This window comes from Sphingobium indicum BiD32 (assembly GCF_000382885.1).
Taxonomy (GTDB): Bacteria; Pseudomonadota; Alphaproteobacteria; order Sphingomonadales; family Sphingomonadaceae; genus Sphingobium; species Sphingobium japonicum_C.
The window spans coordinates 1-12,836 of record NZ_CAVK010000042.1 but is presented as its reverse complement, the minus strand read 5'-3'; the positions used below and the strand labels follow the sequence as shown (position 1 = coordinate 12,836).

17 protein-coding genes and 1 tRNA gene are annotated in these 12,836 nt (G+C 61.9%); 6 read left to right on the top strand and 12 right to left on the bottom strand.

What is annotated here, in order from left to right; genetic code table 11:
* Positions 1 to 6 precede the first annotated feature (6 nt).
* The 7 genes from EBBID32_RS04350 to EBBID32_RS04320 form a co-directional block, all read right to left on the bottom strand.
* Positions 7 to 1,362, bottom strand: a complete 1,356-nt coding sequence (locus EBBID32_RS04350) for a TraB/VirB10 family protein (protein WP_006951377.1) — start codon at positions 1,360 to 1,362, stop codon at positions 7 to 9.
* Complete coding sequence (locus tag EBBID32_RS04345; protein ID WP_037488696.1) at positions 1,359 to 2,144, bottom strand: type-F conjugative transfer system secretin TraK; 786 nt, start codon at positions 2,142 to 2,144, stop codon at positions 1,359 to 1,361. The genes EBBID32_RS04350 and EBBID32_RS04345 overlap by 4 nt, the downstream gene beginning before the upstream one ends.
* The gene (locus tag EBBID32_RS04340; protein ID WP_006951373.1) at positions 2,128 to 2,766 is read right to left on the bottom strand and encodes a TraE/TraK family type IV conjugative transfer system protein; all 639 of its coding nucleotides are present in this window, start codon (positions 2,764 to 2,766) and stop codon (positions 2,128 to 2,130) included. Before EBBID32_RS04340 ends, EBBID32_RS04345 begins: the two co-directional genes overlap by 17 nt.
* 8 nt (positions 2,767 to 2,774) lie before the next feature.
* Positions 2,775 to 3,041 (bottom strand): type IV conjugative transfer system protein TraL, encoded by a 267-nt coding sequence (locus EBBID32_RS04335; RefSeq protein ID WP_006951371.1) that lies wholly within the window; start codon positions 3,039 to 3,041, stop codon positions 2,775 to 2,777.
* A gap of 131 nt (positions 3,042 to 3,172) precedes the next feature.
* Positions 3,173 to 3,499 carry a hypothetical protein gene (locus EBBID32_RS04330; RefSeq protein ID WP_006951369.1) on the bottom strand — a complete coding sequence of 109 codons (327 nt, stop codon included), beginning with the start codon at positions 3,497 to 3,499 and terminating at the stop codon, positions 3,173 to 3,175.
* 205 nt (positions 3,500 to 3,704) lie between these two features.
* Complete coding sequence (locus EBBID32_RS04325) at positions 3,705 to 4,544, bottom strand: DsbC family protein (protein ID WP_006951366.1); 840 nt, start codon at positions 4,542 to 4,544, stop codon at positions 3,705 to 3,707.
* Positions 4,528 to 4,833 carry a hypothetical protein gene (locus EBBID32_RS04320; protein ID WP_037488693.1) on the bottom strand — a complete coding sequence of 102 codons (306 nt, stop codon included), beginning with the start codon at positions 4,831 to 4,833 and terminating at the stop codon, positions 4,528 to 4,530. The genes EBBID32_RS04325 and EBBID32_RS04320 overlap by 17 nt, the downstream gene beginning before the upstream one ends.
* Positions 4,834 to 5,131: 298 nt before the next feature.
* Here EBBID32_RS04320 and EBBID32_RS04315 point away from each other — a divergent pair, with 298 nt between their 5' ends.
* From EBBID32_RS04315 to EBBID32_RS23440, 6 genes are all read left to right on the top strand, one after another.
* A complete protein-coding gene (locus EBBID32_RS04315; RefSeq protein WP_006951359.1) occupies positions 5,132 to 5,581 on the top strand; it encodes a hypothetical protein in 450 nt (149 codons plus the stop codon).
* Between the two features lie 93 nt (positions 5,582 to 5,674).
* The gene (locus EBBID32_RS04310; protein WP_006951357.1) at positions 5,675 to 6,103 is read left to right on the top strand and encodes a helix-turn-helix domain-containing protein; all 429 of its coding nucleotides are present in this window, start codon (positions 5,675 to 5,677) and stop codon (positions 6,101 to 6,103) included.
* A 264-nt stretch (positions 6,104 to 6,367) separates the two neighbouring features.
* Positions 6,368 to 6,865 (top strand): hypothetical protein, encoded by a 498-nt coding sequence (locus EBBID32_RS04305; RefSeq protein WP_006951356.1) that lies wholly within the window; start codon positions 6,368 to 6,370, stop codon positions 6,863 to 6,865.
* 133 nt (positions 6,866 to 6,998) lie between these two features.
* The gene (locus tag EBBID32_RS04300; protein ID WP_006951355.1) at positions 6,999 to 7,490 is read left to right on the top strand and encodes a MucR family transcriptional regulator; all 492 of its coding nucleotides are present in this window, start codon (positions 6,999 to 7,001) and stop codon (positions 7,488 to 7,490) included.
* A 64-nt stretch (positions 7,491 to 7,554) separates the two neighbouring features.
* On the top strand, positions 7,555 to 7,830 hold the full coding sequence (locus EBBID32_RS04295; RefSeq protein ID WP_006951354.1) for an HU family DNA-binding protein: 276 nt from the start codon (positions 7,555 to 7,557) through the stop codon (positions 7,828 to 7,830).
* A gap of 254 nt (positions 7,831 to 8,084) precedes the next feature.
* Positions 8,085 to 8,246: a helix-turn-helix domain-containing protein gene (locus EBBID32_RS23440; RefSeq protein WP_081628027.1), complete on the top strand. Its 162-nt coding sequence runs from the start codon at positions 8,085 to 8,087 to the stop codon at positions 8,244 to 8,246.
* Positions 8,247 to 8,609: 363 nt separating this feature from the next.
* Here the strand turns inward: EBBID32_RS23440 and EBBID32_RS04285 are convergent.
* From EBBID32_RS04285 to EBBID32_RS04265, 5 genes are all read right to left on the bottom strand, one after another.
* Positions 8,610 to 8,685: transfer RNA gene (locus tag EBBID32_RS04285), tRNA-Lys, on the bottom strand.
* 123 nt (positions 8,686 to 8,808) lie between these two features.
* Positions 8,809 to 9,921: a rod shape-determining protein RodA gene (gene rodA, locus EBBID32_RS04280; RefSeq protein WP_006951352.1), complete on the bottom strand. Its 1,113-nt coding sequence runs from the start codon at positions 9,919 to 9,921 to the stop codon at positions 8,809 to 8,811.
* Entirely contained in the window at positions 9,918 to 11,996 is a 2,079-nt protein-coding gene (gene mrdA / locus EBBID32_RS04275) for a penicillin-binding protein 2 (RefSeq protein ID WP_006951350.1), read from the bottom strand. Before mrdA ends, rodA begins: the two co-directional genes overlap by 4 nt.
* Positions 11,993 to 12,520 carry a rod shape-determining protein MreD gene (gene mreD, locus EBBID32_RS04270; protein ID WP_006951349.1) on the bottom strand — a complete coding sequence of 176 codons (528 nt, stop codon included), beginning with the start codon at positions 12,518 to 12,520 and terminating at the stop codon, positions 11,993 to 11,995. The genes mrdA and mreD overlap by 4 nt, the downstream gene beginning before the upstream one ends.
* Positions 12,517 to 12,836, bottom strand: a 320-nt coding sequence (locus EBBID32_RS04265; protein ID WP_037488691.1) for a rod shape-determining protein MreC, incomplete at its 5' end; no start/stop codon positions are given. The genes EBBID32_RS04265 and mreD, both read right to left, overlap by 4 nt.

The following is a 12,836-nucleotide window of genomic DNA, read 5'->3' as shown; positions in this document are numbered from 1 at the left end:
TGCGCATCAGAATTTGCTCCCGGCGCTGGGTTTGATTTCGAGGGTGACGCCCTCCTGGATCACCACGACCACCTCCTTGGCCGCGCCGACCTCGACGACCGGGCCCGCCTGGCGGGCGAGATCGAGATAGAAGTCGGTCAGCTTGTCGGACGATTTGGACAGGCCGCCGGCAATGCCGGTCTTGGCGGCGTCCCCGGCATTCAGCGTGCGGACCGAACCGAGCGCTGAGGTCGAGGTTTGGCCGAAAGTATTCTCGACCGACTGGCTGATGCCGCTGATCGTGCCGGCAATGAAGCTGCGGGCGAGCGCGGCACCGGCGCGGGTCACCACCTTGCCCGACAGGCCCTTCTTGCCATCGGCATCGACGAAGAAGCCCTTGACCGGTTGATCGACGACCGAATGCTCGTCGAAATCGACACAGGACAGGCTCACCAGCTGGACCTCGACCCGCTCCTTGGCCAGGCTCCCGGTCGCATTGCCGATGACGAAGCAGCCCGAGAGGTTGGCCTTGACGTCATTGGGGAGCACGGCGGGGGCCTGGACGCGCGCGATCACCGGTTCCGGGTTCGAGGTCGCGTCCCGGCTCGCCAGCGCGTCCACCCCGGTCAGGAGCCGTGCTTTCATGAAACCAGGCGGCAAATAGATCGTCCGATTCTTTTTTTTCGAATCCGCCCCCGTTCCTGATGCGTCCTTGGGCAGGACCGGGCTGGTGGCGGCCCCGATCGATCCCACGACTTTCTCGATCGGCGGGGCAGGGGGCGCCGCTGGAGGCGCGGGTATTGACGGCGGTGCGGGCAATCCTGCGTCGCCGCCGCCAGCCCCTGACGCTGAGGGTGGATAGGCAGGCGCAGAGCCGGGAAGTGCGGGCGGCAGCGCGCCGCCATCGCCGCCCATGTCTGCGCCGGTGGCACCCGCATCGGTACCCGCCCCATGTTGTGGCAGCTTGCCTTCCTCGATCGCCGTGACCCGGTCGCCGAGCAGCTGCTGGCCGCCGAGGATTTTTTCGAAGTCCCCGCGCAGCTTGACCTCGAGGCTGTCACCGCGAAGCCCTGCGCCCATGTCGAGCTTGGAAGCGGCGGGCGCGGCGGATTCGGGCTTGTTGCTGCTCGAGCTTGCCGCATAAAGTCCGTAACCAAGCACGCCGATGGCCCCGGCGAGCGCCGCCTGCTTGACCCGGAGCTTGGCGGTGGAGCCGAGCACATCCCAGCGGGCTTTCCAATCGAGCAGGGCGGGGCCACGCGCGAAGGTACTGTCGGCGGCTGCCTGTTCGGCAAGATGTGCCCGGTAGGGATCTTGCGCGCCGGTCGTATCGACACCGGGCAGTGGACGCGCATCAGGCACAGATTTGTCGTCGGCGCTCATTGCACCTCTCCCCGGCGAATGACGATGAGGCGCGCGGTTTCGCCCGCTTTGAGGACAAGCCGGTCGAGCGTAACAGCAAAGATCTGGGCGCCGAGTGTGGGGGTGAGGAAAGCCCGCTCATCGAACGCGGCGTCACTGGCCGCGCTCACCAGATATTCGGATGCGGAAAGCCCCGCGCCCTCGATCTCGACGCGCCGGCGCTCGTAGAGCGAGGCGGCGGGGAGACCTGCAAGCGCGATACTGCCGCCGCGCGGCGCGACTTCGGCAAAGCTTGCCGGCACCCGGTCCTGTAGCAGCGCGAGCGTAATCGACACTGCGCGATCTTCCTCGACCAGCGGTCCGAGCAGATCGGCATTGGTCTTGGCGCGCTGGGGTGCGCCGGGGGCGAGCGTGACCGTCTGCGCCGGGATATCCGACGGCTCGGCATAGAGCGGATAGATCGCCCCGTTGCAGGCAATGAAGAATTCCGACGGGCTGGTCACATAGCTGCGGGTTGTGATCCCCGCATCGTCAGTTTCCTTGACCAGAAACTTGATCCAGGCGTCCGACCCGGCTTTCTCGACCGCGATCGCTTTTTCGGTGGAGAATTTGACCTCCTCGATCTCGCCGCCCAGGCAGACGACATGATTGATGTCGCGGTTGGACAGGCGGATGCTGCTCGTCTGATCGGGCAGGGCGATCATGGGCTGAGCCATGGCGGGGGCCGTGTGCAACAAGGCGACTGCGGTCAGCAGCACAGCCGATCTTGCGCGTGAGCTGCGCCGTTTACCGGGTTTCGGCATCGAAATTTTCCTCGGTGAGCTGGGTGAGCCAGAAGCGGCCATTGTCGATCGCGTAACCGATGCGCAGATTGCCGCGAAACTTGCGGATCACGCCGCCGATGACGCGGACCTTCTCGACCGGCACGACGATGTCACTCGCGGTCCAGGTGACAGGCTGGTCGGGGCGGATATAAGTAGCGATCGACAGCGTCGGATTGTCGGCAAGCTCGTCGAGGATGGCGTTCAGGGTATCCCGCATGCCATTATAGGCGCTGGGGTGCGCGAGGCTCAGCAGCTCCTGGAACTGCTTGTCGGCGGAATAGGCCGAATAGGTGCCCGCGAGGCTGACGATGTTGCGGGTCATGGTTCGCAGGTACGCTGCCGATGGCGCGTTGCCGGTGATATAGAGGTCGCCCGATGCCCCGAACGGCACGATTACCGTGCGCTGGTTCTGGTTGGTGGTGTAGATCAGCGTGCCCAGCACCGCGGTCACCCCGAACATGCCGGCAATCGCGAATTTGAGCAGCCGGTTCTCTTCGAACAGGTTCGCCGAGCCCTGCAGATAGCGGTGGATGCCGAAGCTTGCCGGTTTTCCGGCCAGGGGATCGTCGTGTGCGCCGGTTCGGCGTTTGAGGAAGGGCATGGGTATCCTCACTCGTAAAAGCGGGTCTGGGTCGGACCCGGATAATGACGGAAGCGGACCAGGCCCCACCGCCAGGTGAGGTGCGAGAGAAACCCGCGCGGCTTGGTGCGCTTCCAGGGGATGAAAAGGAGAAGGGCGAGGATAAGCATCCAGCCGACCATTCCGCCGACGATGACCGCGACGAAGATGGTCGACATGACCAGAATGAACTCGTCCGAACCAAACCAGAGAATCTGGACCGGGCCGTGCAGATACTGGGGCAGACGCTCGTCCAAAGCCCTTCTCCTCCTGCTTCATGACACCCGTCGTCAGGGGTCATTTCCGAAGGCCGACCATCGGCCTCCAGCGTATCGGGGGTTTCACCGGCGCTGGGTCCACACGCGGACGGGCTTGGCCCCCATGGGATTCAGATCACCATGCCGAAGGTCTGGAGGATCGAATCCGATTTGATCAGCGCGACGGCGGCAACGATGGTCGGGATGCCGACCATGATGTTGGAAAACAGCCGCGAAACGCCGAAGAGGAAAGCCGCGACACCGCCGACGAAACCGAGCGGGCCCTTGACCCCCTTGTTTACCACGATGTCGTAGATGTCGTAACCAAGGTCGCCCACGGCGGGCGCGGTAAATGCATGGGCAGCGCCGCCCACCAACGCGAACAAGGCCAAAGGGACGCCGATATTGGCGATTCCAAGTGCAGGGCCCAGCGCGTGTTTGCCGAAATTCCGGATCATTTTCGTACTCCTGATGATGGAACCGTCCGGGGTTCTGCCTGCCGCCATCGATGGTGATCGCTGTCGGCCGACGGCTGCGGTGGACGGCTCCTGGAAAGCGCCGCGACCGCCGGCATTCCGGTCCGCCTGGCTTCCGGCCGATCCGGCCAGGCAGAAGGCGTCCGCCATGTGAGGGGGAAGGGGATCGGCAGGCCGGTGCCCTGTGTCAGTTCGGCGCATGGGATGGCTCTGTCGTGGGTTCCCTGTGGGCCGTGCTGTTTTGGCCTTCGAGAAAGACTTCGAGTTCGGCCTGCTGGAAGCCCGACACGAGCTTGCCATCGATGATGAGGGTCGGCGTACCGCCAATGCCCAGCTTGCGAACGGTTTCGGCATCGGCCTTGATCTTGGCCGCGCCCGTCTCGCAGGTCATGAGTACCTTGGGCGCGGAGCCCGCATAGATCGCGCGGAACGCCGCTTCCTTGTTGGCCGAGCACAAGATGTGCTCGGCCTTCGCAGCGGCATCGGGATGAATGCCGCTGACGAAATAGATCATCCGTCGCACCGGCTTGCCTTCGGCCGCCTTGGCTGCCCAGAACTTGTCGAGCGCGCGGCAATATGGGCAATCGGGATCGGTGAACTCGATCACGGTCGGCGCATCGGCGGGGCCGATGCCCAGCGCTTGGGCGGGATCGATCACCTGGAGCCGCTTCGCGGTACTGACCTGCTGGGCAAGCGCGGTCAGATTGACGCCGTTGCGGTCGAATATCGTCGCAAACAGGATATGTTCGCTGGCCGGGGCGTAATAGATCATGCGACCGCCTGCGACCGCCTGGTAGATCGCACCCTTGACCGGCGAGAGTTCGAACTCGTCGAACTGGAGGTTGGTAAAGGTCTGGCGCAACTGACGCTGGGCCACGTCTGCCGCTTGGTTGAGCGCCTTGGCATCGGCTTGGCCGCCGATTTCACTGACGTCATCGGGCGTAGCCAAGGCTGCGCTGCCGCTCAGGACCAGCGCGAACGCGCATGTCGCAGCGCGCAGCGCCGTGAAGTTAGCGGGTTTCGCCATGGGGAGTTTCCTTTTGCTGGGTGGGGAGGAGCGCGCGCCGGTCGATATGGACGGCGCTGCCCAGAATGACTGAGCCTGTGATTGCGGGGCTGGGCGCCACTGATCGTTCAACCGCCTGTGGGGTGATGGTGCGAATGACAAAGCCATCGTCCGCCTGGGCGATCACCTTCGGCGATGCCGCTTGAACTACAGCGACGGGATGATGGTGCCCTGCAGTGCAGGCCTGGACGAAGCCAGCGCCGAGCAGCAGGAGCGGGACACTCGATCGATGTTGCTGAAATTCGTACACCTGCCGCCTCCTGCCAAAATGGGGAGTGCATCCATCCGCAGGTGCCCTCTTATGGGCTAGGGCCGGATGCGCTCTGTGGCAGCAGCAATGGTGTGTTTCACTTCAAATGGGCAAGACGCAGGCCATTGTCTTGGGCGTAAGCTTGGGTCATCGTTTGAAGCGCCAGTGAGTTACGTTTTTGGTTACCAATTTATTGTAAATGCAGTCCGGCCAAGAGCCGGCAGAAGGGGTGAAGATCGGCTCTGCTTGATGAGAAGGGACGAATCGCGCGGTGGGAAGGGTATCGAGAACCTTCAAGTTGAAACTGTCGCCCGCCGGGGTCGAGCTGTTCCTCGACTGTCATTGTCGGCTCGGTCATCTCGTCAATGAGCTGCTTCCGTTCGGCAACACGCTATACTGTGCGCTGCTTCATCTTGGCCATGTCGATATCCAGAACATCGTCGATGACCTGAAAACGCTAAAGGATTCAGGTCTAGATGGCGACCGCGTCTGCTTCGTCGGCGCGCCCTTGTCGCTATCCGATGTGACATCCCGGATTGCGGAACGATTGGGCCAGCAGGCACTGAAGCGCGGACCCGCAGCATTGAACTCGCGCCTGTTCATTGTTGCCCTGAAGCAATTTCGTCTGGCTTCTGCCGAGGCAGTCACGTCTGCCTACGATGAAATGCTTACCCAGGCCGGTGACTATTTGAAAATCGGCAAGACGCTGCGCTCAAGACGCACTGAGTTAAGTCCGATCAGGCAATAATGGCCTCAATTGTCATTGACTGATTATGTATCACACACCAATTCTCGGATGTCGAGCTGCCGTGGCGGGCTAAGCTGCTGTCAGGAGTTGGAGATGCTGCATCACCGCATGGCATCCGGACCCGACGCATCCTTGCTTGCCGAGCTCAAGCAGATGTCGGGAAGGAGAATCGAGATCGAACGGAGACGCGAAGGCCTTACCCAGTCCAGGCTCGCCAAAAGCGTGGGCTTGGGCGTGAGCTGGATACGCGAGATCGAATCCGGCAATCCGAAGACGAGGATCGACGATCATCTGCGTTGCTCGGCGGCGCTCAGGATGTCGCCCAGCTATATCTTTATCCCGCTGCTGTTCATGGCGCATGGGTTGCAATTCACGCCGCAACTGCTCGCCGGTAATCTTTACGAGCTCGAACGCCACTGGCTCGAATTCATCGTCGATCACAACATCGCCGATATGCGCCGGATTCTCATGCACGACCGGAGCGACGAAGGCGGAACTTTGCCTCCTCAACGTCGGGTTTGAACGCGCGACAGACGGTAACGCAATGATTTATAACCAAAACGGGGCGATTGGCTTTTGACAATTGAAGTTAGGAGTCTGACTGGCCCGCCAGTCGTAGCACCTGGCTTTCCCGGTCCCGTCGACCACCAGTCCCCATCATTCTACACGGAGGCATGCCAATGGTTCGAAACACGCTGCGAGTAGCGCCTGCACCCATGACTTGCGGCGCGCTTGCCGGGCGCGCCGGATCGCCTCTGCAGTACGCAAATCAAAGGATTGTGATCGGTGTTACTGGTGACAGCCGATGACCGGGCCGGACGGGGGAATCCGGATGAACGCCCGCCGACCTTCATGTTCGACGAAGAGGCGCAGCAGGGTGCACTGTCTCATGAGGCCGAGCCTGATCATCTCGCCCGAGGTCTTCACATTGCCAGATGGTGCCTGAAGGCGCGGGGCCTTCGCGACGATATGTTCGGTCCGGGGCTGTTTTCCGATCCGGCCTGGGATATTCTGCTCGACCTCTACATTGCCGAAGCAAAAGACGAGCACGTACAGATCACCAGTCTCGCGATCGCTGCTCGGGTTCCCCACAGTACGGCGATCCGCTGGGCGGGGAACATGACTCGATCTGGCCTGCTGGAGCGCCAAAAGGATCCCCGAGACGCTCGGCGTATCCATATCAGCCTCAGCCCCCGTGCGAGAGTGCTTTTGCAGGAATATCTTGAGAAGCTCAGCCGGGACGGGCAGGCGCCAATTCCGATCCTTGCACGTCAGTCACCTTGAAACACAAATCCCAGATCGAACCAGAATTGGTAAAACACCGGATATTGCCTTCCTTGCCTTTGCATACCTGGTCCCAGGCGATAGATCGGGATCAGCATTTTTGGTGTCCGGGCAATGTATTGGAACAATCCTGATGGATAAAGAGCTTAACCCGGCGTTTGATCTCCTTACCCTCACAGCGGACATCGTTTCTGCGCATGTCGCGAACAACAGCGTGACGATCGCCGATCTGCCCTCCTTGATTGCCGGGGTCTACGGTGCCTTGGCTGGACTGAAGGCACCAAGGTCCGCCGAGGAAGCTGCGCCGCAGCCTGCGGTTTCGATCAGGCGCTCGATCCGGCCGGACACCATCGTTTGTCTCGAAGATGGGCAACAGATGAAGATGCTCAAAAGGCATCTGATGACCCATCACCAGATGACCCCCGGCGATTACCGCGCCAAGTGGAACTTGCCGGCCGATTATCCCATGGTCGCCCCCAACTATGCCGAGCGGCGCCGTGCGCTGGCGCTCAAGATCGGACTGGGCCGCAAGAGCGCGAAATCGGCGCCGACACCTGCTATCGCCCCGGCCAAGAAGCCCAAAACACTGCGCAAGAAGCTGTCGATGTTCGCACCCAGCGAATAGGGACCACTGTGCTCGTCATCCGGGCGACAAAGCCCATCAAACCTCACAACAGGGAGAGTGCATCATGAATAGTTCCGAACTGGTCGAGCAGATCGCCGCCGCCAATAATCTGACCAAGGCCGACGCGAAGAAGGTCGTTGATTCCGTATTCAGCGCCATCGCCGAGGCTGCGGCGAAGGGTGACGAGATAGCATTGAATGCATTCGGGAAGTTCAAGGTAAAAAGCAGCCCGGCCCGCGAAGGTCGCAACCCTTCGACCGGCGAGACCATTCAGGTCGCGGCTTCGAAAAAACTGACGTTCTCGGCGGCTAAGGCGATCAAGGATAAGTTGAATGGATGATTGGCGTATTTCAAATCTGCTAATCGGCCGAGCCACCTATCGCATGGTAAAGCTATGTTCGTGCCGGTGAAGTGGTGCGGTATCCGAGCGCCACTTCACGGGCGAAACGCGCACCATTCTGGCTACCCTACGCAAATCCGACATAACTGGTGGCGGTTGTGATCGGGAGCGGATATTGACGACCTGCTTCATGACATCTTCCGACGTGCATCCGCTTGGAAGGAAGAATCGTGGCGAGCACCCCCAGCTATCCAATGACCGTTCGTATTCCGGATGCTGTCCGATTGACGGGAATCAGTCGATCGACTTTGTATGTTCTGATCAGAGACCAAAGAATCGAGACGGTAAAGGTGGGTAGGTCCCGCTACATCGTCGTTGCGAGTCTCCAGCGTTTCATTGACGCCAATCGCATGTGATGCAGTTGGATAGCCAGATCGTTGGCGATCAGTAGCTCATCAGCATCACTCTGCCATCTCCCTAAGAAACGGATTGCTTCCTTGATGCTCCAAAACTCTCACCGGGAGGGAAGGGGGAGGTATGATGCGGCCAGAACCGAGGAAGTAGGTGCCTCGAAATGACGTATTTGCGTCTTGAGGCATGGGTGAAGCGGATAGGGAAAGGGCATTCGGCACATCAAGCACGAGCAGAGGGCCAAGAAGGCGCTGTAGCAGAGGGTACGCACTGCAACCTATACGCAACCTAATTCAAAAAATTAGGTTGCAGGGTCGGCGCGATCCACCAAGCCATCTCTATAAGAGATTGGGTTTAATGGTAAAATATGGTGGACGCACTTGGGCTCGAACCAAGGACCCGCTGATTAAGAGTCAGCTGCTCTACCAACTGAGCTATGCGTCCACACCGGCAATCGGGCGATCTGGATGACCAGTGCCCGTTGGCGTGGGCGGGCAATTAGCAGCGTCATCGGGATTCGCAAACCCTAAATTGCTTTGCGGCGCAGAAATATTGCGCAGACCCGCTTCAGCCCCAGTTTCCGGGGTTGCTGGCGCGGCTGTTGGAGCGGTCGATGGCCATGATGATGCCCACGCACAACATCACCGTCAGCATCGACGATCCGCCATAGGACATGAAGGGCAGGGGGATGCCCACCACCGGGGCCAGCCCCATCACCATCATCAGATTGATCGCGACATAGAAGAAAATCGTCGTCGTCAGCCCCGCCGCGACCAGTCGGGCGAAGCGGTCGGTCGTGCGCATCGCCACCCGCAGACCCCAGCGGAACAGCAGCATGAACGCGCCGATCAGCAACAGGCCGCCGGCCATGCCCCATTCCTCCGCCATGGTGGCGAACACGAAGTCAGTATGGCCTTCGGGCAGATAGTCGAGATGGCTTTGCGACCCCTGCAGAAAGCCCTTGCCCCAGAAACCGCCCGATCCGATCGCGATCTTCGACTGGCTGATATGATAGCCCGCGCCCAGCGGATCGCTTTCCGGGTCCATGAAGATGAGAACGCGCTTTTGCTGATAGTCATGCAGGAAACTGAAGGCGACCGGCACGATCGCCGCCAGCGTCAGCCCCGATCCGATGAACAGCCGCAGCGGCAGCCCGGCCAGGAACATGACGGTCACGCCGCCCGCCAGGATCATCGTCGCGGTGCCAAGGTCCGGCTGCACCAGCACCAGCGACCAGGGCAGGCCGATCAGCACCAGAGCGGGCCAGATCGCGTTCCAGCTGCGGATTTCCCCCACCGGCAGCCTGGCATAAAAGCGCGCCACGGCCAGCACGATGATCGGCTTCATGAATTCGGAGGGCTGGAGTTGCATGAAACCCAGATTGATCCATCGCTGGCTGCCCCCCCTGACGCCGCCAATCAGTTCGACCAGAAACAGCGCGATCAGCACGCCGACATAAGCGGGGAAAGAAAAGCGCGCGAAGATTTCGAGCGGGATGCGACTGAGCACCAGCGCCATCGCGGTAAAGACGCAGAAACGGACCGACTGGTTGACGGCCCAGGGAAAGATATTGCCGTTGGCGGCGCTGTAGAGGACCAGCGTGCCAAAGCCTGCAATGGCGAGCAGCAAGGCCATGACGCGCCAGGGAAATTGGGTGAGCGGCTGCGGAATGATGCTCATGGCGCGTCCGCCACATTGCTGCCGGGCGGAGGCGGTACGTCGTCCGCCTCATCGGGGGCGGGGGGGGCAGGCGGCGGCGTGGCGCTATTGCCCGCTTCCGCTACGTTGCTGGCGTTGTCGGCTACCTGCGGTGGCACCTCGCCCTTCTCGATTGCGCGGGCCAGGCGAAACGCACCCATCTGCCGCGCCTGCCGCTCGGTCGGCGTGCCGCCCCAACCCTTTTCCAGCGTCTCCAGCTTCTCCATCGCCTTCTTGGGATCGAACATATAGGATAGGGTATCGCTGGCGATCATCGGTGCATCCTCGTTGCGGATCATATGTCCGCCATGTTCGATGATGCAGCCGACCGCATAGCGAGGATTGTCGAACGGCGCGAAACCCTGGAACAGCGCATGGTCGCGCAGCTTGAAGGCAAGCGATGCGTCGCGCCGCACCCCGCCTGCGCGTTCCGCCATGGTGATGCGCCGGACCTGCGCCGTGCCGGTCTTGCCCGCGATCAGTACGCCGGGAATGGCCATGCGTGCGGCCCCGCCCGTGCCACCGCCATTGACGACCGCGCTCATCGCGTCGCGGATGATCACCAGATGCTCTTCCGACGCACCCACGGAGGACGGGGCAGGGCGTTTGGCGCCATGGAGGAAATTGGGCATCAACTGCTTGCCGGTCGCCAGCCGCGCGGCCATCACCGCCATCTGGAGCGGGTTGATGAGCATATAGCCCTGACCGATGGTGGCGTTCACCGTGTCGTAAACCTGCCATTTCTGGTCATATTTCTTAAGCTTCCAGGCCGGGTCAGGCACTGTGCCATAACTCTGGCTGGGGAAGGGCAGGTCGAAACGCTGGCCCATGCCGCACCGCCGCGCCATCGCGGCGATCCGGTCCATGCCGATGCGCTGGGCCATTTGATAGAAATAAATGTCGCAACTCTGGGCGATGGCGGTCCGCATGTTGACCGCGCCATGGCCGCGCCGCTTGTGACAGTGGAACAGCGTATTGCCGACGCGCAGCGCCCCTGAACAGCCGACCGTCTCCTGCGGCCCTATGCCCGCCTCCAGCAACGCCAGCGCCACCATGGGCTTTACGGTCGATCCGGGCGGATAAAGCCCCTGCAACGTCTTGTTGCGTAAGGGCACATGGTCGTCCTGCGACAGCATCGCCCATTCTGTCTGGCTGATGCCGTCGGAAAAGCTGTTGGGATCGAAACTGGGCATCGACGCCATCGCCAGCACGTCGCCATTGGCGCAGTCGACCACGACGACAGAGCCGCTCTGGGTCGCCAGCCGTCGCCCGGCATATTCCTGCAATCCCGCGTCGATGGTCAGCTTGATCGCGTTGCCCGGCGTGTCGGGCCGGGTCGTGAGTTCGCGGACGATCTTGCCCCGCGCGGTAACCTCGACCCGCTTGGCGCCGGGCTTGCCGGTCAGATGCTCGTCAAAGGCGCGTTCCAGCCCGTCCTTGCCAACCTTGAAACCCGGCGTGATGAGCAGCGGGTTCTTGCGCTCCTTATATTCCTCCGCCGTCGCCGCGCCGACATAGCCCAATAGATGGCCGACCGTAGAGCCGGCGGGATAATGGCGCGAAAATCCCTGGCTCGGCGCAACGCCCGGCAGGTCGGGCAGGCGCACGCTGACGGCGGCAAATTGATCGTAGGTCAGCTTGTCGGCGACCTGCACCGGGCGGAACCCGGCCGATTTGTCCAGTTCCTCGCGGATGCGATCGACCTCATCCTGTTCCAGGCTCAGCAACTGCGCCAGATGCTTGACCGTCGCGTCGGCATCCACCACCCGCTGCGGGATCAGATCGACGCGAAAATCGGTGCGGTTGTTCGCCAGCGGACGCCCGTTGCGGTCGATGATCCAGCCCCGGCGCGGCGGGATCAGCGTCAGGTTGACCCGGTTGCTCTCCGACAGCAGCGTATATTTCTCATTTTCCGCAATGCTGATCCAGGCCATCCGCGCGGCCAGCAAAGCGCCAATTCCGCCCTGTATCGCCCCCAGCACCATGGTGCGACGGGTGAAGGTGAAGGACTGTGCGGCTTCGGTGATGATCCGGTGCTTGGGGCCGGGAAATTTCATGCCATCACGCGCCAGCGGTCGATCCGCGCGCATTGGCGGACGACAAAGGGAAACAGCAATATCGTCCAGAGCATCTGTGGTGCCACCAACAGGAACCTCACATCGCCTCCGCCGGTGATGCGGGTGAAAAACAACCCACCGGCCATGCAGAATATAATGGCGAAACCCGCAATCAGCCAGTCCTGCCGGTAACTGCGCCATATCATGCGATGTTCGATCGCGTCGACGCCCATCAGCATCACCGTCCACAGGAACATGGCGGAACCGATTGGCTGGCCGCTCAACATATCGTCGAACAGGCCGAGCGGCAGGCCGATCCACGCCCGCCACAATTCCGGGCGCAGCAAGCGCCAGGACAGGAGGACCAGCAGGCCAAAGGGCGGCATGACCGGCGACTGGGCGATCAGCGGCAGTGCCGTGACCGTCGATCCCAGCATGACGGTGATGACCGGGATGCCAGCCAGCCGGAAACGGGATGGGTTCCGCCCCAGTCGCGGCACATGATAGAGATGCCGGTCGATCATGGCGTCGCGGTGTTGCCCGGCTCCGCACCCTCCGTCGGGGCGGGCGCGGCAGGACCGGGCCGGGTCACGACCTGCTCGAACGCACGCTCGACCACGACAGCATCGACCCGCGAGGGGTTGGCGAGCGGGAAGCCCCAGGCGATTTCGCCCTGCACACGCACGATCACCGCAACCGGAATATTGGGCTGATAAATGCCGCCAATGCCTGACGTCACCAGCAGGTCGCCCGGCTTGAACGGATTGCGCCCCGCCGACAGCGCCCGGATTTCCAGCGATCCGTCGCCAGCACCGGTCGAAATGGCGGGGATATTGTCGC